This window comes from Stenomitos rutilans (assembly GCF_059505485.1).
In genome coordinates, this window is sequence record NZ_JCACKR010000081.1 from 20,983 (window position 1) to 40,329 (window position 19,347).

Annotated in this window: 13 protein-coding genes; 4 read left to right on the forward strand and 9 right to left on the reverse strand. The window is 52.1% G+C overall.

The window, feature by feature from the left end; all coding sequences use genetic code 11:
• Positions 1-32 precede the first annotated feature (32 nt).
• Both AC5JLP_RS14390 and AC5JLP_RS14395 read right to left on the reverse strand, forming a co-directional pair.
• Positions 33-1,619, reverse strand: a complete 1,587-nt coding sequence (locus AC5JLP_RS14390) for an amidohydrolase family protein (protein WP_496068609.1) — start codon at positions 1,617-1,619, stop codon at positions 33-35.
• 81 nt (positions 1,620-1,700) lie between these two features.
• Complete coding sequence (locus tag AC5JLP_RS14395; RefSeq protein WP_496068610.1) at positions 1,701-2,693, reverse strand: ribose-phosphate pyrophosphokinase; 993 nt, start codon at positions 2,691-2,693, stop codon at positions 1,701-1,703.
• Between the two features lie 489 nt (positions 2,694-3,182).
• Between AC5JLP_RS14395 and AC5JLP_RS14400 the strand changes: the two genes are divergently transcribed.
• From AC5JLP_RS14400 to bioD, 3 genes are all read left to right on the forward strand, one after another.
• Positions 3,183-3,641, forward strand: coding sequence for a GatB/YqeY domain-containing protein (locus AC5JLP_RS14400; protein WP_496068611.1), 459 nt, complete (start codon positions 3,183-3,185; stop codon positions 3,639-3,641).
• Positions 3,642-3,897: 256 nt separating this feature from the next.
• Positions 3,898-5,781: a protein kinase domain-containing protein gene (locus AC5JLP_RS14405; RefSeq protein ID WP_496068612.1), complete on the forward strand. Its 1,884-nt coding sequence runs from the start codon at positions 3,898-3,900 to the stop codon at positions 5,779-5,781.
• Between the two features lie 159 nt (positions 5,782-5,940).
• Positions 5,941-6,663 carry a dethiobiotin synthase gene (bioD, locus tag AC5JLP_RS14410; protein ID WP_496068613.1) on the forward strand — a complete coding sequence of 241 codons (723 nt, stop codon included), beginning with the start codon at positions 5,941-5,943 and terminating at the stop codon, positions 6,661-6,663.
• Between the two features lie 206 nt (positions 6,664-6,869).
• Here bioD and AC5JLP_RS14415 read toward each other — a convergent pair whose 3' ends face one another.
• Together AC5JLP_RS14415 and AC5JLP_RS14420 are read right to left on the reverse strand one after the other, a co-directional pair.
• On the reverse strand, positions 6,870-7,325 hold the full coding sequence (locus AC5JLP_RS14415) for a GNAT family N-acetyltransferase (protein WP_496068614.1): 456 nt from the start codon (positions 7,323-7,325) through the stop codon (positions 6,870-6,872).
• Entirely contained in the window at positions 7,295-7,483 is a 189-nt protein-coding gene (locus AC5JLP_RS14420; RefSeq protein ID WP_496068615.1) for a hypothetical protein, read from the reverse strand. The genes AC5JLP_RS14415 and AC5JLP_RS14420 overlap by 31 nt, the downstream gene beginning before the upstream one ends.
• A 116-nt stretch (positions 7,484-7,599) precedes the next feature.
• Here AC5JLP_RS14420 and AC5JLP_RS14425 point away from each other — a divergent pair, with 116 nt between their 5' ends.
• The gene (locus AC5JLP_RS14425; protein ID WP_496068616.1) at positions 7,600-8,808 is read left to right on the forward strand and encodes a M20 metallopeptidase family protein; all 1,209 of its coding nucleotides are present in this window, start codon (positions 7,600-7,602) and stop codon (positions 8,806-8,808) included.
• 29 nt (positions 8,809-8,837) lie between these two features.
• On the opposite strand, the gene AC5JLP_RS14430 is transcribed toward AC5JLP_RS14425, so the two are convergent.
• The 5 genes from AC5JLP_RS14430 to AC5JLP_RS14450 form a co-directional block, all read right to left on the reverse strand.
• Positions 8,838-9,593 (reverse strand): hypothetical protein, encoded by a 756-nt coding sequence (locus AC5JLP_RS14430; RefSeq protein WP_496068617.1) that lies wholly within the window; start codon positions 9,591-9,593, stop codon positions 8,838-8,840.
• 344 nt (positions 9,594-9,937) lie between these two features.
• On the reverse strand, positions 9,938-13,201 hold the full coding sequence (locus AC5JLP_RS14435; RefSeq protein WP_496068618.1) for an efflux RND transporter permease subunit: 3,264 nt from the start codon (positions 13,199-13,201) through the stop codon (positions 9,938-9,940).
• Between the two features lie 101 nt (positions 13,202-13,302).
• The gene (locus AC5JLP_RS14440; RefSeq protein ID WP_496068619.1) at positions 13,303-14,757 is read right to left on the reverse strand and encodes an efflux RND transporter periplasmic adaptor subunit; all 1,455 of its coding nucleotides are present in this window, start codon (positions 14,755-14,757) and stop codon (positions 13,303-13,305) included.
• A gap of 765 nt (positions 14,758-15,522) precedes the next feature.
• A complete protein-coding gene (gene secA / locus AC5JLP_RS14445) occupies positions 15,523-18,357 on the reverse strand; it encodes a preprotein translocase subunit SecA (RefSeq protein WP_496068620.1) in 2,835 nt (944 codons plus the stop codon).
• A gap of 333 nt (positions 18,358-18,690) precedes the next feature.
• A complete protein-coding gene (locus tag AC5JLP_RS14450; RefSeq protein ID WP_496068621.1) occupies positions 18,691-19,311 on the reverse strand; it encodes a diheme cytochrome C in 621 nt (206 codons plus the stop codon).
• Positions 19,312-19,347 lie beyond the last annotated feature (36 nt).

A 19,347-nucleotide genomic window follows, 5' to 3' on the forward strand; every position in this document is an offset into this window, starting at 1 on the left:
ACAATTCTGTGTATCTTCAAAAGGACTTGGTATTAGTGCAGCCAGGGCAGTGCTTCAAATTCAGCAAAGTCAGCTTCCAGTTGCCATTGAGCACGGGCGCGATCGCTCCCTTGAAGCAAGGCCGCACAGCCTTTCGATGGGGAAATAGAACCGGGGCGATCGTCTGCACAAGCGGTTTGCATCGTCTCAAACTTAGAGGATTGCCAGAGGCTCTGCCCTGCCAAAAAGCTGTACTCCAGGCTATTTCGAGCCAGTCGCTTGAGGTCTCCATACTTCAAGCCGTACCGAAGCGTGGCGAGCTGGTATTCGTGGCTCAAATCCACACGAGCAATGCCTTCATCATCAGAGGCTAGCGTCACGGGCACACCCGCCGCCCAATAGGTTAGAAAGGGATGATTCTGCCCTTGCACATTCAAAATGGTTTCATTGCTAGAAAGGCAGATTTCCACCAGTACCTCCCGTTGTCGCATGCGTTCCATCAAGGCAAAGGGATCATCTTCATAGAGAAGATCCACACCGTGTCCAATGCGATCGGCTTGAGCCAGTTCCACTGCTTGGCGGATGTGGAAGCGCAAATCCTCCAGCGGCACCAGTCTCAGGGTTAATTCTCCGGCATGAAGTGATACCTTCACCTCCGGGAATTGACGGTGCAGAAATTGCAGCATTTCCATTTGCAAGGTGTAGTCGCGCAACGCAATGGGATGGTCTTCTGGTGCGACTAAGTTAATGCCCACTACTCGGCGATCGGTCTTGGCTAATTCAAACGCATAAACAAATTGAGCAAAAACCTCGTTCGGTGCTTTCAGTCGCGTGGTTTGCTGCAAAAAGCGGATTGTAACATTGCATCCAGCTTGCGCTTTCACTGTGCCACATTTCAGGGCAGTTGCCGTTTGGCGCTCGATTCGATCCAGTTCTTGCTTGCCATCCGCCACGATCGACATCAGTCCCTTTGCCAGCAGTTGACGACGCTGCTCCGCAAAATTGTTGGGATTCCACCCGATCGATCGCGCCAACTGTTGCATCGCGCTGCCCTGGGTGGTTAACAACAGTTCCAAATACGACACATGCTGGGATGCCGCACGCTTTGCCACTTCGGCTACCATGTCGCCTTTTCGGGTCGGGGAGGAAGAAATTAAATCAAAGCCATCGAATGCCTGAAAAAACTGGTCGTGCCCTGATTTTCCAGTAAACAATGAATTTCGCAGCGACCACCGATCGATCAACGCATTGTAAATGCCACTGCGCTTAAAAAGTTCCGTTGCTGGGAAAGCGTTTGGAGTTTTGCTGCAATCTTGCGGCAGCACCAGTTTAATGGCGACAGCATCTACACAGTAGCCGTCCGCTGCTCCCCACGCTAGATAGTGTTCGGCGTAGACTGCTCCGCTCAAATGGGTGTGAATGTCGCCACCTTTTGGCATGCGTTGCACAAAGGCCCGAACAACAGGTGGACGATCGCGGTGTCGCTCTAGCCACGCAGAAACTTGCTCTTCCGATCGGGTTTGAGCGAGTTGTGCCGTTTCTGCATCCTGTGCTGCAACCCGTGAAACCACCAATGCAGAACCAACCAGCAAGCCGAAGCACAACGGCAGATTAACGCCTTTTGACATCCGCTTTGACATCCGCAGCATCCCATCTGTACACAAAACTGAGTCAGACTATACTGCCGTTCTGGGTGTCAGGATATTAAATTTTGACCACGATTAACGAAACATACTGCTTACAGAGGTGTCTTCATGGATGCGCCAAATCGTTTCACCCAGCAGGTTGGCAACCGAAAGCACCGTCAACTGTGGAAACCGATCGCCCTCAGGAATGGGAATTGTATTGGTCACGATCACTTCTTCAAACAAACCGCTGGAGAGACGCTCGATCGCCGGGGGCGAGAAGACTGCATGGGTGGCGCAAGCATACACCTGACGCGCCCCTTCCTGCTTCAACAACCGTGCTCCTTCAATAATCGTGCCTGCGGTGTCGATCATGTCATCGACCAGCACTGCCGTTTTGCCAGAGACATCGCCAATCAAATTCATGACTTCTGCCACGTTATGCGCCTGCCGCCGTTTGTCAATAATGGCTAGTGGTGCATCATGCAGCTTCTTTGCAAACGCCCTTGCCCGCGCCACACCGCCGACATCAGGCGAAACGACAACCAGGTCAGACAACTGCTTGCTAGAAAGGTAGTCAATCAACGTTGGCGAGCCATACACATGATCCAGCGGAATATCGAAATAGCCCTGAATCTGTGCTGAGTGCAGATCCATCGCCAACACTCGATGTGCACCTGCCTGCGTAATCAAGTTTGCTACCAGTTTGGCGCTAATGGATTCTCGCCCTGCCGTTTTGCGGTCTGCTCTGGCGTAGCCGTAGTAAGGCATGACGGCTGTAATCTGTCGTGCAGAAGCCCGTCGGCAGGCATCAATCATAATCAGCAACTCCATCATGTTGTCGTTGACTGGACGACAGGTGGGCTGGAGCAAATAAACATCGCAGCCCCGGATGGACTCTTGAATTTGAATGTAAAGCTCACCATCAGCAAACCGCTTCCGTACCATCGGGCTAAGATCCATGCCCAGGTAGCGCGCTACTTCCCGAGACAGTGGCATATTGGCTGAACCAGAGAGCAGCCGTAACCGATTGTGGTCACTTAAAGACGGCAGGCTTGCTTGAGGTGTAAGAGTTGCAGAGCGGATCACGGTGTGCCCTCGAACGTAGTCATCGCAATATTACCATTCAGATTCAAAAACATTCCTCAGGATATACCCTTGAGAACGATTACATACGACCTGCCACGGCGCTTCTCAAGGCTCCGTTAAAAACCGGGTACTGAGAAGTATTCGCCCGATCGCACCGAAAGCTTTTGAAAGCTATGGAACGGCCTGCTAAGCCAGAAACTGCTAGCAGGATTACCGTACCCTTCGCTTCTTATTCTCCTTTGATCCTTAAAAAACAAATCAGTGAATCTACAGAAACCACTATTACAATTTTATTCAATTCAAGCATCCCTTTTACCAGGGTCGATCGCCTTCACCCCCACAAAGCACCCCTCTGGTCAAAACTTAATGCGCTTAAATGGGTGTGGCTGTTCTCCTAAAAGCAACTCAATTGTCAACCGCCTTTAACAACATGGGTCATACAAGCAAAATAGTTAATGTAAGTAGATTAAGCGTCGAGGATTTAAGGCCATGAGTTTAAAGGATCGCGTTAGTGAAGAGATTAAAACGGCGATGAAAGCGAAAGATAAAATTCGGCTGGAAACCGTTCGTAGCATCAAAAAGCTCATCCTGGAGAAAGAATCAAGCGTGCGTGCTTCTGGTCAAGAAGAGTTAACGGAAGCCCAAGAAATTGAACTCTTGGTGCAACTTGCAAAGCAGCGACGCGATTCGATCACTCAATACCAGCAGGCCAACCGCTCCGATTTAGCCGATCAAGAAGCTCAGGAATTAGCCATCTTAGAAGAGTATCTACCCAGGCAACTCTCAGATGAGGAAATTGGGGCTGCGATCGACCAAATTATGGCGCAAGTCGGTGCCACCTCTGCCAAGGACATGGGTAAAGTGATGGGATCAGCCATGCAGCAGCTTAAAGGCAAAGCAGACGGCAAAAAAGTGCAGGATCTGGTGAAGGCAAAATTAGGCGGGTAGTGAAAGAAGGCTGAAAGCAGACGGCTGACTGCTGTAGCTTGCTTTCCACGAAGTTGGCTCGCTAAAAGCGCTTCTCTATCTTCATCTCAAATGAATCGCCGCCCCTCTGTCAGAATAAGAGAGACTGAGGGAGCGGGATCAGACAAATCAGAAAACCAAGGTTTTAAAGCCGTCTTCAATCCTTTCTCCGCCATCCATCCCCCAAGCTTCATTCCCAACCATTTGCGCCCGTTATCCAGTTAGTCATTTCTTTCCTATGCGACCACCGATTCCCGCTAGCTCTACCTTGCAGAACCGTTACCGTATCCTTAGTGTTTTGGGGCAGGGAGGGTTCGGTCGCACTTACCTGGCAGAGGACCAGGGACGCTTTAACGAACGCTGCGCACTCAAAGAACTAATTCCCGCCCAGGGTGGAGCTTATGCGCTGGATAAATCGAAAGAGCTCTTTCAGCGGGAGGCACAGACCTTGTACCAGATTCAGCATCCGCAGATTCCCCAGTTCCGGGCGACGTTTGAGGAAGATCAGCGCCTGTTTTTAGTGCAGGATTATGTGGAAGGACAAACCTATCGGGCGTTGCTGGAACAACGCCAGGTGCAAGGGCTGGCCTTTTCGGAAGCAGAGGTGTTGCAGCTCATTCGACAGTTGTTGCCTGTGCTGGCACACATTCATAGTAAGGGCATCATTCACCGTGATATTGCACCAGACAATATTATGCTGCGGCAGCAAGATGGAAAGCCCGTCTTGATTGATTTTGGTGTCGTGAAAGAATTGGCAACGCGGTTTCAATCGCCAAATCTGACGGCGCAAAACACGACGGTTGGTAAGCCTGGGTTTGCGCCAAGCGAACAAATGCAATCGGGACGTGCCTATCCTAGCAGTGACCTCTATTCGCTGGCAGTGACAGCCGTCGTGTTGCTCACTGGGCGAGAACCACAGACGTTGTTTGATGATACCACGTTGACCTGGTACTGGCAGCGATGGGTAACGGTCAGCCCCGGTTTCGCCCAGGTATTGAACAAAATGCTGAGCTATCGTCCGGGCGATCGCTTTCAGTCGGTTGCCGAAGTGGTGCAAGCGCTTCAGTCTCCTATTCCCGCTACTTACACCCAGCCTCCCTATCAGCCGCCCCCTGTTCAAACGGTGCCACCGCCGACATCCGATGTCTCTCAAATGGCAACGATGGCAGTCGGGCGACAACCCGATCCGCTACCAGTCACGACCAGCCCGAATCGATCTGCCCCAGTCGTGCCAGCGGCTCGCAGCTCGGTTTGGGATGATCCGTTAGCCGTGATTGCGATCGGGCTGGGGCTGGTGGTATTGACTGGTGTTGGCACCTGGGCTGTGGTACGTGCTGTGCTGAACAATCAGCCCACACCGACTCCTACACCCACAATCACTACCTCATTCAGCCCATCTCCCACTGTTTCGCTCACCCCGACGCCGAAACCAACCAATACCCCCATCACTTACAGCCAGGATCTAGCTATCAACCCGGATACGAAGGTCACGAAGACTGGCTCGTTGCGATCAAACGAAACCGTAAACTATACTCTGGCTGGCGTGCAGGGACAACAATTAAACGCGGTAATTTCGGGTGAAGGGGTCTTGATGTCGATGCTGGGACCCGATCGACAACCGCTTCCAGGACAATCGAATCGCGTGTCGCTTTGGCAAGGAACGTTACCTTACACAGGCAGCTACTACATTCAACTCAGCCCCGTCAAAGGCCTGGACAAGAGCGACTATCGACTGGATGTTAGCTTGAGAAGTGCAGTAGCACCTAGCCCAACCCCAACCCAAACAACGCCTCCACCTAGCCCATCACCATCAACGCCAACTGTGGAACCGCATCGCGTCAGGTTTGAAGCGGGGCAAACGTCAACAACCGTAGGCGATCGCGCCAATCCATTGCTGATTCACCGCTATCTAGTGAGAGCGACCGAAGGGCAGATCTTCAAAGCGGCCGTGCGTGATGGTACAGTAACACTCAACATTACGGCTCCTGATGGACAACCAATTCAGGCTGCAACCAACGTCTTATCATGGGAAGATCAACTACCTTTGAGCGGTACCTATCAAATTGACGTGATTGCGACCCAAGACACCACGTTCAGCCTAGATATCAGCGTGCGAAATTAGACAATAGTTGTTGATTGTTAGTTTTTAGTGGTTAGATACAATGACTCACCAGGTTAGCCTGCGACGTGATTCTCAAACATTTCTGGTTCAAAAGCAAAGTTCGGTTAATATTCCGAATCACTACACTCAACAACTAACAACCAACTACTCCTAACTCTCTTGAACGCTCTACTTATTACTGGAACAGATACCGACGCGGGTAAAACAGTCCTCACGACAGCGCTAGCCGCTTACTGGAAAACTTATTGTGTGACACAAACATTAGGCATTTTAAAACCCATTCAAACGGGTGGAAGTAGCCTGGATGGAGCGCAAACTGGGAGCGATCGAGCGCTCTACAGCCGCCTGTTTAACCTGGCTGAAGATGAAGTCACACCGCTGCACTTTGCGGCACCCCTGGCCCCCCCCTTAGCCGCTACCCGTGAAGGTCGTCGGGTAGAGTTAGATAAACTGTGGCAAGCCTTTGAAGCCATGCGCCAGCAATACGACTGGATGCTGGTAGAAGCCTTGGGTGGACTCGGTTCTCCCATCACCTATGAAACAACCGTGGCCGATCTCGCGTGGGATTGGCACCTACCAGCCGTTCTCGTTGTGCCTGTAAAATTGGGCGCGATCGGTCAAACCGTTGCCAATGTTGCCCTTGCCCGTCAGACCCGCGTTCACCTCAAAGGCATTGTCCTGAACTGTGTACAGCCCTGCACAGAGCAAGAAATCGCGGATTGGGCACCCGCTGATTTGATTCGATCGCTCACCAACATTCCCATTCTGGGACTCATTCCCCACTTGTCAGACCCTTCAGATTTGAACGAACTCGCTCAAGCTGCCGCCAACCTGGACTTAGAATGCTTACTGCCGCTGGTAAACTTGCGTTTGGTGGGGTAGAAGAAGGCAGAGAGCAGAGGGTGGAGAGTAGGGAGTTGGAAGTAGGGGAAGCAGAGGGGGCAGGGGAAGCGGAGGGGGCAGAGGGAGCAGGGGAAGCAAGGGAATGGGAGTGGAGAGTTGGGGAAACTCAAACCTCTTACATCTCTCACCTCTCTTCCAACTCAAAACTCTTCATCCTTCATCCCTTATCCTTCACGCTGCTGCGATCACCTAAACACCATCGCTACAATACCGTAGCCATAAAAGCGATCGATCCCTAAGCAGTTCCGCATCATCATTGGTACCGCATCGGGCGGCAGTGGCACAAAGCTTAACCGCGTATAGAATTGCAGCCGATGTGGTTGGCTTGCTAGATAAAGGGGTAAGGTGGCTTCGTCGGTTAACCGCTGCACTAAGTGTGATCCAACCTCTTGCCCACGCCATGCCGAATCGACACAAACTAAATACGCCTCAGAGTGAGTGTGATAGCAAAACAGCTTGACGCAACCGATGACCTTGCCGTCACATTCTGCGACCCAAAAATTTGTTAAAGCTCCAAGCGTATACTGATTAGCTTGCAGTATCAGCAGGCTGAGGAAGAGCGATAGACCAAAGACCTGTGAGTAAGACCTGTGTAGCGCCAGCACAACCATCAGTGCCCCAACTCCAAGCGCGTCGCCCACAAGACTTCATGCGGAAGCTGCTTGATCCACTTGATCTGAGAGATTTGCAGCGACTGATGAAACTGACGCACGAGCCGCTCAATGGCTTTGCGATCGCACGCTTGAGCAGGACGAATCAGGCAAGGTGACGAATCGGGCGATTGTGAAGGTCGTGTCATAGAAAGATCAAAATCGCAAGCCAAAGCACTGGCGCAAAGTCGCTAAAGTAGACATATTGCAAGCGGTAGTCCCTTTCAGGATGCCCAGGGTTTTATTGAGAGGCACAGTGAACACTATGGTTTCGATTTCCCTGTCCCCCCATCCTGTCGATACAACTCGTATCCGTGCAGCGATCCAGGCATTGCAGCCAGACCTAGTGGCATGGCGACGGCAACTGCACCAAAAACCAGAACTGGGGTTTCGAGAGCAACTCACGGCTGCCTTTATTGCGCAGAAGCTAGAAGCATGGGGCATTGAACACCAGACAGGCATCGCGCAAACGGGCGTTGTAGCGGTGATTCAGGGCGATCGTCCCGGTGCTGTTCTGGGTATTCGTGCGGATATGGATGCCTTACCCATTCAGGAAGAAAACGATGTGCCCTATAAATCTCAGCACGATGGCATGATGCACGCTTGCGGCCACGATGGTCACGTGACGATCGCCCTCGGCACGGCCTACTACCTCTCTCAGCACAGAGACTTTGCAGGCACCGTCAAAATCATCTTCCAGCCTGCTGAAGAAGGCCCCGGCGGCGCGAAACCGATGATTGAGGCAGGGGTTCTCAATCATCCAGATGTGGATGCTATCGTCGGGCTACACCTGTGGAACAATCTGCCGCTGGGCATGGTTGGGGTGCGAAGTGGTGCGCTCATGGCGGCTGTAGAACTTTTTAACTGCACTATTTTGGGCAAGGGCGGTCATGGCGCGATTCCGCAACAGACGATCGACTCCATTGTGGTGGCCTCTCAAGTGGTGACGGCGCTACAGACGATCGTGGCACGCAACGTCGATCCGCTAGAATCTGCTGTGGTTACAGTGGGCAAATTCAATGCGGGTACAGCACACAACGTCATTGCAGCAACGGCTCAGATGAGTGGCACCGTGCGGTACTTCAATCCTCAATTTGATGGCTACTTTGAGCAACGCATCAAACAAGTGGTGAGTGGTATCTGCCAGAGCTACGGCGCTGACTACAAGCTGGAGTATTACAGCCTCTATCCACCCGTCATTAATGATGAACGGATGGCAAACCTGGTGCGATCAGTCGCCGAAACCGTCATCGAATCCCCGATTGGCATAGTGCCCCAATGCCAAACAATGGGCGGCGAAGACATGTCCTTTTTCCTTCAAGAAGTGCCCGGTTGCTATTTTTTCCTCGGTTCTGCCAACGCCGACAAAGACCTGGCGTATCCACACCACCATCCCCGCTTCAACTTTGACGAAACAGCCCTGGGTATGGGTGTGGAAATCTTTGCTCGTTGCGTGGAGCAGTACTGCCATTAAGGTTCAGCCCATACGACTATTTCTACTTTTTATCGTTTGGAGGTATTTGAAACGGAGGTATTATCGGTATTGCGAATCGCTTGAATGCGATCGCGCACCCGCCGCTCTTCCTTCAGGTGTCCGCTGGTTCGATAGAGGTCAGCCGCTCGCAGCAACGAAATCAGACCACTGCGGATTTCTCCTTTAGCAATCTGTTTAGTGGCGATCGCCTCATAGGTTTCAGGCGTTTGCAGAGGTGCCGATTGCACCATCGGTTGTCCTTGTGTCATGGGTGCATCTACCGTCAAAGAGGTCTCTGCTGTCGAAGGGACATCCGCGATGTATAAGCGACTGGGAAAGGTGGTAAACGTATGCCCATCCCAGGTAGCAACCCGTCCCACAATGCAAATAGGCCCTTCATCGACCTGAATACCCCAATCACTACTATAGCTATCGGTACCCAGCAGATAACTTTGTCCTGGTTCAGCGTACCAATACTTAAAGATGCGCTTTGGCGCGTCGGGATGGTAGAGCGAAATAATGGTGGCGGTGGCGGTGTTATTGACCAGCTTAATCGGGCCAACTCTGCTATCCAGTAAGCCAACTTTTGTGCGCTGCTGGATGGTACCAGGACTATACGATGAGTTGCAGGTTGGTGTTTGTGCGCTTGCCTGATCGACAGAAACGAGCACGATCGAGGCGGTTGGCACCAGCGCAGATAAAACCGTGAGTGTGAGAATCTTCGCAACAGGAAGACGTTCCTGCAATAGGCAGCTTGCCTGAAGAAAATTCTGTTTGTCAATCATTTTGCACTCATGAACGCAATTAACCGTGCAGCGTTGACAGGTGCGGCAATAGTGGGTGTCTTCAAAGGGTTACCCCTGCACCTGTTTCAGGCTGCCTCTCCTTTCTACAGAAAAAGCGATCGCCATCAGGATTTTGACGCTCAACTTCAAGATAGCTTTGCGTTCAACGTCACTACACGGTCTTTAGCTTTGCGATGTCTTTACTTAGCCACAAATACCACTTTGGTTTTCAAAAGCAACACACGGCACGCTTGGGAAGTCAGGAGTCAGAATGCATACTGCTCCTGGCTTCTAACTCCGTGCTGACGTTATTCTGAAGCCTCTCGTGGATCAAAAGTTGGTAGTCAACGATTCGATGTCACTTCTTGGCTCGTCCGCGTTTTGCCATCGGGGTCTGTATCGGGTGCATCAGCAAGCGCAGGCTTGTAAGGGCCACGTCGATAGCGCACTTCTGCCGTTTTGATAACAATGTACAGAATGGGCACAACAAACAGACTGAGAACTGTTGCAACGCACATCCCGCCGACGATCGCCGTGCCTAGCGATTGACGAGCTGCGGCCCCTGCACCCGTTGCTACAAAGAGGGGAATGGCCCCCACGATCGTCGCGATCGCGGTCATCAAAATAGGGCGTAACCGTTCTTGCGATGCCTCTAGAGCCGCTTTGACGATGCTCCACCCCTGCTCGTGAAGCTGGTTTGCAAATTCTACAATCAGAATCCCGTTCTTGCTTGCCATCCCAATCAGCATGACAAAGCCAATCTGGGTATAAACATCGTTTGCCGTGCCTCGCAGCAAGAGCGCAATCAGCGCACCGAGAATCGCCAATGGTACGGTCAGCAGAATGATCAGTGGATCGACGTAGCTTTCATACTGCGCCGCTAGCGTGAGATAGACAAAGATAATCCCCAGCGCGAAGATGAAGACCGCACTACCACCCGCCTGAATCTCCTCCAGCGATAACCCAGACCATTCATAGCCAAAGCCTCTAGGCAGGGTTTCTTGGGCCGCTGCTTCCATTGCTTTCAAGGCTTGACCAGAACTAACACCCGGTGCCGCCGCACCTGTGATTTCAACGGAGCGAAACAGGTTGTAGTGGGTAATGATCGAAGGCCCAATCGTCTGCTTAACCGTGATCAGGTTACTGAGGGGAATCATCCGACCCGTTTGCGATCGCACATACAGCCGCTTAATGTCTTCTGGATTAGAGCGAAACTGTTGATCGGCCTGCACATAGACGCGATAAGTGCGTTCAAACTGGTTGAAATCATTCACATAGGTTGAACCTAGTGACGTTTGCAGCGTGTTGAAAATATCTTGCAATGGCACCTGGAGTTGATTGGCCCGCGTGCGATCGACCTCCACCGAAATTTGTGGCGTATTTGCATTAAACGTTGGACGCAAGCCCGTCACTTGAGGGTTATTGGGCGATGGATACGTGGCAGCACGACCCAGCAACTTATTGAGATTTTCACCAATGACATCAAAGCCCAGACCTGTACGATCTTGCAATTGAAAATCGAAGCCTCCAAAGTTGCCCACGCCCTGTAGCGCGGGGGGAGATACAGGAATGACCGTGGCTTCTTTAATGCCCAGCATCTGAGGGAAAAGACCGGACGGCTTTGGAAAGAAGCCCCCAATAATAGATTTGACCGACTGTTCAGCCTTTTTGCGTTCTCCCCAGGGCTTGAGTGTGGTGAAGATGAGGCCGTTGTTGGGGGTTGAGCCACTAAAACTAAAGCCGCCGACCGCAAAAATGTTTTCAATTTCTGGCTGCTGCTTCAGAATCTCTTCGGCTTGCTCCAGCACACCGCGCGTGTAGTTGAGCGAAACGCCCTCTGGTGCCTGGACGATCGTAATGAAATACCCCTGATCTTCTTCTGGTAGAAACCCGCCCGGCACGATCGTGTAAACCCAGTAGGTTAGCCCCAAAGCAGCGGCGAACAGCCCAACTACCAATCCTTTGCGGCGTGTCAAGCTTCCAAGGGTATGACCGTAACTCTGTCGGGTTTTGTCAATTGCGATGTTAATGCGGTTGAAAAACCAGTTGTTGGGCACCTGTCCCCGGCGCAGCAGCAGTGCTGATAGGGTGGGTGTGAGGGTAATGGCGTTAAAGGTGGAAACAACAATGGAAAAGGCGATCGTCAGAGCAAACTGCTTGTAAAGCTGCCCTGTAGTGCCAGGGAAAAAGGCAACAGGCACAAACACGGTCACGAGCACAATGGAGGTGGCAACCACCGCACCGATGAGTGCATTCATAGACGCGATCGCGGCCTCTAAGGGTCGCATCCCATCTTCTTGAATCCGTCGGGTAATATCCTCTACCACCACAATGGCATCGTCTACCACCAAACCTGTTGCTAAGGTTAAGCCAAACAGGGTAAGAGTATTAATCGAAAAGCCCAGCAGCTTCACAAAGATGAAGGTGCCCAGCAGCGCGACTGGAATAGCAATCGAGGCAATTAGCGCTGATCGCCAATTCTGCAAAAAGAGAAAGATAATGAGGACAACCAGGGCGATCGCCAGAGCCAGTGAGAAGATGACTTCCTCTGCACCCGCTTCAATAAAGGTTGTCGTATCAAACGCAACGGCATAGCGCATTCCCGGCGGAAAGCTTTCTGCCAGTTTCTTCATTTCCTCCTTCACGTCGTGGGCTGTATCCAGCGCGTTGCTGCCAAACTGTTGCGTAATGCCTAGCCCAATCCCTTGATGGGTAATGCGATCGCTGGGTGTAAAACGCAAGAGTGATCCATAGTTTTCAGCCCCTAGCTCAGCGCGACCCACGTCTCGCAGCTTAACTAACGTACCAGTTTGCGTCGTTTTAACGACCAGATCGTTGAACTCTTCCGCATTTTTGAGCCGCCCTTGCGCCGTCACAGCGTATTGATACTGCTGCCCGTCATTGACAGGAGGTTGCCCGATTTGTCCCGCACCCACCTGAAGGTTCTGCTGTTGCAGCGCTGTGACGACATCTTGCGGGGTTAATCCACGACTGGCCAGGCGTTCGGGGTCAACCCAAAGCCGCATGGCGTATTTGCGTTCGCCGAAGGTTTGTACGCCACCAACCCCTTTGATCCGCTTCAGCGCATCTGCCACGTACAAGTCGGCATAGTTACTGAGGTAGGTACTGTCGTAAACATCCTGTCTCGTTTTTTCATCACGATCGGAATATAGACCGACTGCCAACAAGAAATTACTGTTTGCCTTTGTTACCTGCACGCCCGTCTGCGTCACAGGCCCCGGCAAACGCGATTGCACCGTGGATACCTTGTTCTGCACGTCTACCGCTGCCAGATCCTGATCGCGCCCCAGCTCAAACGTCAGGTTAATGCTGCTGGAACCATCATTGGCGCTGGTCGATTTGATATAGCGCACGTCGTTGATGCCATTTAGCTCTCGTTCCAAAAGATTGGTCACGGTTGATTCCACCGTTTCCGCACTCGCGCCAATGTAGTTGGATGTCACCGTGACCTGCGGTGGTGCAATGTCAGGATATTGGGCGATCGGCAAGGTGGGGATACACGCAATCCCTAGCAGCGTCACCACAATTGAACAAACCGTCGCAAAGATTGGGCGCTGAATAAAAAAGTTGGAGATGGAGAGAATCATAAAGCACAGGTGCCGTGAAAGAACTGCCCGCTGTCAGTGGTCATAAGCAATGGACGGCGGACGATCGACCAACAGTCCAATTCAGGTTTATGAGAGGGTGCTTATTTGGGGGGTGGCGCTGCCTGTTGAATTAGTAGACAGTTTTGCAGGTTAAGGATTCCAGAGGTTGCAATGCGATCGCTGCCGCTGAGTCCTGTCTGCACCTCCTGATTGTTGTCGACAATCCTGCCGAGCTTGACGGCTTTTTGCACGGTTACCAGCTGGTCAGGGGCAACATCTTTGGGTGGCGGCGCACCCTGACCTGCTGCCGGGGCTTTACAGCCTGAAGCGTTGTAGGTTGTAGCAACAAAGACAAAATCCCTGCCGCCCAGACGTGAGATGGCAGTTATGGGTACCAGCACCCCCGGCTTTGTGGCCCAAATCACTCGAACACGGGCAAATTGAGAGGTACGCAACTGGTTCCCAGGATTATTAAACACGGCTTTTGCCTGCACAGACTGGGTAGACGAGTCCACATCTGGCGCAATGAAAGAAAGCCTGCCTGTTTGGATCACCTTACCTTGCTCATTCAATAGCTGCACGGGCAAACCTAACCGTAGCGCCCCCGTTCTATCGAGAGGAATTTGCATTTGCACTTCTAAGCGATCGTTCTGGGTGATGCGCAGCATTTGGCTCGTGTTATCCACAAAATCGCCGACCTTAATCGGAATGTTGCCAACTACCCCCGCAAAGGGCGCTTTGATGGTGTAGTACTGAAGCGCAGCCTCCCCTTCCGAAACATTAGCCTCCGCCTGTTGCAGGGTGCGCTGATTTTTGGCAACCGTTGCCTGCGATCGTGCAATGGTTCCTTGTTGGGCCTGCATATCAGCCTCTGTTTGCCGGAGAATAGCGCGTGCCGTTTGCACCGCATTTAATTTCTGATCCAACACCTGCTTACTGCTGGCTCCCTGGGCATACAAATCCTGGTAGCGCTTGTATTCACCCTCATTGAACTGTACGTCAGACTGATTGGCCGTCCGCTTTGCCTGGAGCGATCGCAAGGTCTCTCTGGCGCTTGCCACATCTGATTGAGCGACCGAAATATCAGCCGCCGCAGATTCTACTGCCGCACCCCGGCTGGCAACCTGTGCCCGCTGTTGCTCGGCATCAATTTGCACAATGGGTGCTCCTGCCTCTACCCGCTCACCCGCCTTTACATAAATGGCTGAAACCTGACCAGAAACGCGCGGTTGTAGCGTCACAGATTGCCGCGAGTCTAAATTGGCTGCATAGTCTGAACTATCGGCGATGGATGCGACTTTAGGGTTCGCTAAATCAACCTGAGTGAACTGCGGCTTCATTCCGCTGAAAATGATAATCGGTAAAATGATGCGGTTGAACACCACCCAACCCACGCCGCCCAACACCGCTAAACTAATCAACGCTGGTACAAGAAAGCGCCGCCACCCTTTGCGGGGTGGTTGAGGATCATGATCAGAATCGCCTTTGCGAGGTGGGTCGATCGGCTCATGAAAAGGAGGAGTATCGCGGTTCTTGCTTGTCCCTTCGAGATTCATAGGGTTAATGCTAAATAAACAAACCTTGCAAAGCGTCACCATGCTTAGAGAAGCCACGCTCTGAGCAGACTAAGCCCTGGAAAACAAAGTAATTCACTTGCCAGAGTCTCAGAAGCGTGCCGTCACGTTTGATCATTGCACCTGATGCTAAGGTTTTGCTAAGTGTACGACTTTACTGTAGTCAGACTACTGCAATCAGTTGAGCGATACTTCACCTAACCAAATCGCCCAATCGGAGGATTGCAAACATTTGGGCTGGAGAATAACTGTCTAAGGCAAACTGGTGCAATTGTATCAGTGAGACTTCATCGACCACAAGTCCTAAGTAGACGCTTCCAGTAATCTGACACGTCCTTAAAGCCGTCAGCTTTCAGCCCATGAATATGTTCAATTTCATTGTTCCGGATGCTTACACTTAATGGATCGTCTTTCATCGTTTGCTTTGGCAACCTTTAGGCTAAACGTGTGGCAACTCCTTGCGGCTGCTTTGAAGACATTGATCGAGGGCGGCTTGGGCGTGACTCTGAATAGTTGGATTATCATCTGATGGACTTGATCATAAACGGTAAAGCAGATTTCAATTCTCAAAGCCTGCGAAGCTCTCTGAAGATCTGTCAAGTTATACGGTGAGACTCTCAAAACGTGGCAGGCGGCGATCGCTAATGCCTTTGAGCTTTGCTGAATCAAGCATTCAGGCGTTAGTTGGATAACCTTCTGACTCCTGAATGCGAGCTTCTGGCTTCTAGCGGCTTTACGCTTGATCGCTTAAGTTGTCTCGGAAGGAACCGCAGCGGTGGGTTGCACCTGTGGCTGGAACTGGAAGACGGAGTAGACAACATCCCGGCGAATTTCTGTCATCATTTCCAGGAAGATTTCGTACCCTTCGCTCTTGTATTCAATCAGTGGGTCTTTCTGACCGTAGCCGCGTAGCCCAACCGATTCACGCAACGCATCCATCTGTTGCAGGTGTTCGCGCCAGAGGGTATCAATGCGTTGAAGGATGAAAAACCGTTCTGCCTGACGCATGAGACCGGGTTGAATCTGATCGATTTGAGCTTCCTTCAGGTCATAGGCAATGCGAACTTGCTCGTGGAGGAAGGTTTTAATTTCACCGATCGTCATATCCGCGAGGTGGTCCGGCTCCAAATCGGATAGCAGGTAGACAAATTCTTGCACCTTGCTCACCAGACTCTTGAGATCCCATTCTTCAGGGGGCAGGTCGGGGTTTACTTTGGCTTCAACGATGTCATCCATCGTGCGCTCAGCATACTTAATGACCTGCTCTTTCAGGTCTTGCCCTTCGAGAACGCGGCGACGCTCGGCGTAAATGGCACGACGCTGATTATTCATCACTTCATCGTATTCAAAGACCTGTTTGCGGATGTCGTAGTAGTAGGTTTCCACCTTACGCTGGGCACCTTCCAGCGATCGCGTGAGCATTCCTGACTCGATCGGCATATCTTCTTCCACACGGAAGGCATTCATCAAGCCTGCGACCCGATCGCCGCCAAAAATGCGCAGCAGGTTGTCTTGCAAACTCAGGAAGAACTTGGTCGAACCAGGGTCACCTTGCCGTCCGGCTCGACCACGGAGTTGGTTATCAATGCGGCGCGATTCGTGCCGTTCTGTCCCAATCACATGCAAGCCACCTAACTGAACGACTTCATCGTGTTCGCGGGTCGTAAACGCTTCGTATTCTTTGCGAATGAGGTTGTAAACCTCGCGCAGCTTTTGGATCACCAGATCATCAGTGGGCGCTTTTTCAGAGGCCACCGCGACCCGATCTTCAGCCTCAAGTTCGGGCAGCGATCGCTCCCCGTATTGCTGTACGGCAGTATCAACAGCACCTTTGAGCAAGCGTTCGGCTTCTTTAGAAAGCGGGGTGGGATAAATTTGGGGCGACGCTTTCCAAGACTTCACCTTCTTGCCGGGAACAAAGCCTTGCCCGCCACCGCGACTGCTTGCTACAGCGGGCACATCCGTCACCCCAAAGCTATCTTCGTCTTCGGGTTGCACAATGCGGGGCATGAAGTATTCCCGCACCTTCAGGCGTGCCATGTAGTCGGCGTTACCACCGAGAATGATGTCAGTACCGCGCCCTGCCATGTTCGTGGCGATCGTCACCGCTCCTTTGCGTCCGGCTTGCGCAATAATTTCTGACTCTCGCTCAACGTTCTCTGGTTTAGCATTCAGCAGGTTCAGCGGAATGTTGCGATCGCCCAGCAGCCGCGCGAGCAGTTCCGATTTTTCAACGCTGGTCGTACCAACCAGTACCGGGCGACCCACTTCATGCATCTGAGCGCATTCTTCGGCGATTGCGTTCCACTTCGCGTCTTCCGTTTTGTACACCACATCCGACAGGTCACGCCGTCCCGTGGGACGGTTGGTCGGCACTGTAGCGACTTCCAGGTTGTAGATTTTGCCAAACTCAGCTTCTTCCGTCTTAGCGGTGCCAGTCATGCCCGCCAGCTTAGGGTAGAGCAAGAAGAAGTTTTGGTAAGTAATGGTCGCTAAAGTCTGGGTTTCGGGCTGAATTTCGACGCGCTCTTTGGCTTCGATCGCCTGATGCAATCCATCGCTCCAGCGACGACCGGGCATCACCCGTCCGGTGAACTCATCCACAATTACGATCTCATCATTGCGGACAATGTAGTTCACATCGTCAATAAACAGTTCCTTTGCTTTGATGGCGTTGAAAATGTAGTGTGCCCACGGGTCTTGCGGGTCAAATAGATCGGTCACGCCCAGCAGTCGCTCTGATTCAATAAACCCTTCATCGGCAAGAATCACGTTGCGCTGCTTTTCATCCACTTCGTAGTGACCATTTGGGTCATCTTCGTCGGCTTTACGGATGAGCGCGGCAGCAACTTCTGCGGCTCGCATGTACTTCTCACTTGGCCGCTCTACCTGTCCAGAAATAATCAGCGGCGTGCGGGCTTCATCAATGAGGACGGAGTCTACTTCGTCGATGATGCAGTAGTTAAACGGACGCTGCACTACGTCAACCATTGCGGTCGCCATGTTGTCGCGCAGGTAGTCAAACCCCAGTTCGCTGTTGGTAGCGTAGGTAATGTCGCATTCGTAGTTCCGCTGGCGATCGGTGGCGGTCATGCTCTGCTGAATCAGCCCCACACTCAGGCCCAAAAAGCGATGGACTTGTCCCATCCATTCGGCATCGCGCCGTGCCAGATAATCGTTGACAGTGACGACGTGAACGCCCTTACCTTCGATCGCGTTGAGATAGGCTGGTAGCGTTGAAACCAGAGTTTTCCCTTCTCCCGTTTTCATTTCGGCAAGATGCCCTTTCACGCGACCTGCTTCGTTGTCGTGCAAAAGGATGCCGCCCAATACTTGAACGTCAAAGTGGCGCATGCCCAACACGCGTCGTGCGGCTTCTCTCACAACCGCAAAGGCTTCAGGCAGCAGGTCATCCAGGGTTTCGCCCTTCTCAAGGCGTTGCCTGAACTCTATGGTTTTACCCTGAAGTTCCTGGTCAGAAAGCGGCTGTATCTCCGCTTCTAGCAAAGCAACCTCAGTGACAAGCGGTTGGTACTTCTTGAGTTTACGTGCGTTGGGGTCACCCAGCAGAGTCTTAAACATGGCAGAAAAATATCTAGTTCCTGGTGTTAGAAGTGTGCGAAACGATGTGCATAGAATATGCGCCTTTGAAGGTTGGCGCTGCGATTTCCCTACTTCTTCAACAGAAGAAGCGTTAGAACCCTCGTTTAAAGAGCCTCTGGGAAATCTATATCTGCGATCGTCCTGGCTGAGACGCATCCGATCGTCTCTAGCGCTCAAAGTGCTGAATCCCTCAGAGAGAAGCACAACGCGGTGTCCTTTCATCCTATCACCGCAGTTAAAGGTGAGGGAAAGCAGAATGCCCAAAGCTAAACGCTGAATCGATTTAGCTTTAGCTTTAGCCTTCAGCCTTTCCTACGGCGCGTTCTGCCATTCTGCGGTCAGGCTACGAAAATCATACTTGCCTGCACCTGGGTGGCAAGAAACACAACTGTTAAGCCCAACACGCGTTGGTAGCGTCACTTTGGGATGCAGTGTCTTGAAGTAGCGCGATTGATAAATTCTGTAGGGAATGTCTTCGTCTGCGCCCTGGGGCCGAGAAAAGGCGCGGACATACTGCCAGACAATTTGCAGACTGGGTTCCACAAGCGGCTGTATCTGTGCACCGTAATGCTGTGAATCCTGGATAAGTTGCCGCCACGTTTCCGTCGGCATCACCTGTGGTGGTACTCCAACATGGCAACTCGCACAGTTTTCTAAATAAAGCTCTTGGCCCAGCTTCAAGCCCTTGGGTACGACATCAACGGTGCCAATGGTTGTAGGTTGAGGGGCACTGGTGGCTGGCTGCGGTTGAGCGACAGGTTCGATCGCACGCGGTTCTTTCGCCTGTGCCAAGCCCCATCCCAAGCACAAGCTCCAGGTCAACAGCAGCAGCAGCAAGACGAACAGCGATCGCCCTCGTTTACGCCAAAGCCCGCGATCAATGAGTGATCGGTGAGGAGAGTGACGAGAAGGTAGGCGATCGAGATAGGGCATAAAGAGTCTGGAATGGTTGAGCTATAAGCGCTCTTC

What these genes read in the sequence shown, in the direction of transcription:
- AC5JLP_RS14390 (WP_496068609.1), bottom strand. Translation starts at nt 1,619, where the DNA reads ATGTCAAAGCGGATGTCAAAAGGCGTTAATCTGCCGTTGTGCTTCGGC.
- AC5JLP_RS14400 (WP_496068611.1), top strand. Translation starts at nt 3,183, where the DNA reads ATGAGTTTAAAGGATCGCGTTAGTGAAGAGATTAAAACGGCGATGAAA.
- AC5JLP_RS14405 (WP_496068612.1), top strand. Translation starts at nt 3,898, where the DNA reads ATGCGACCACCGATTCCCGCTAGCTCTACCTTGCAGAACCGTTACCGT.
- AC5JLP_RS14420 (WP_496068615.1), bottom strand. Translation starts at nt 7,483, where the DNA reads ATGACACGACCTTCACAATCGCCCGATTCGTCACCTTGCCTGATTCGT.
- AC5JLP_RS14425 (WP_496068616.1), top strand. Translation starts at nt 7,600, where the DNA reads ATGGTTTCGATTTCCCTGTCCCCCCATCCTGTCGATACAACTCGTATC.
- AC5JLP_RS14430 (WP_496068617.1), bottom strand. Translation starts at nt 9,593, where the DNA reads ATGATTGACAAACAGAATTTTCTTCAGGCAAGCTGCCTATTGCAGGAA.
- AC5JLP_RS14435 (WP_496068618.1), bottom strand. Translation starts at nt 13,201, where the DNA reads ATGATTCTCTCCATCTCCAACTTTTTTATTCAGCGCCCAATCTTTGCG.
- AC5JLP_RS14440 (WP_496068619.1), bottom strand. Translation starts at nt 14,757, where the DNA reads ATGAATCTCGAAGGGACAAGCAAGAACCGCGATACTCCTCCTTTTCAT.
- secA (WP_496068620.1), bottom strand. Translation starts at nt 18,357, where the DNA reads ATGTTTAAGACTCTGCTGGGTGACCCCAACGCACGTAAACTCAAGAAG.
- AC5JLP_RS14450 (WP_496068621.1), bottom strand. Translation starts at nt 19,311, where the DNA reads ATGCCCTATCTCGATCGCCTACCTTCTCGTCACTCTCCTCACCGATCA.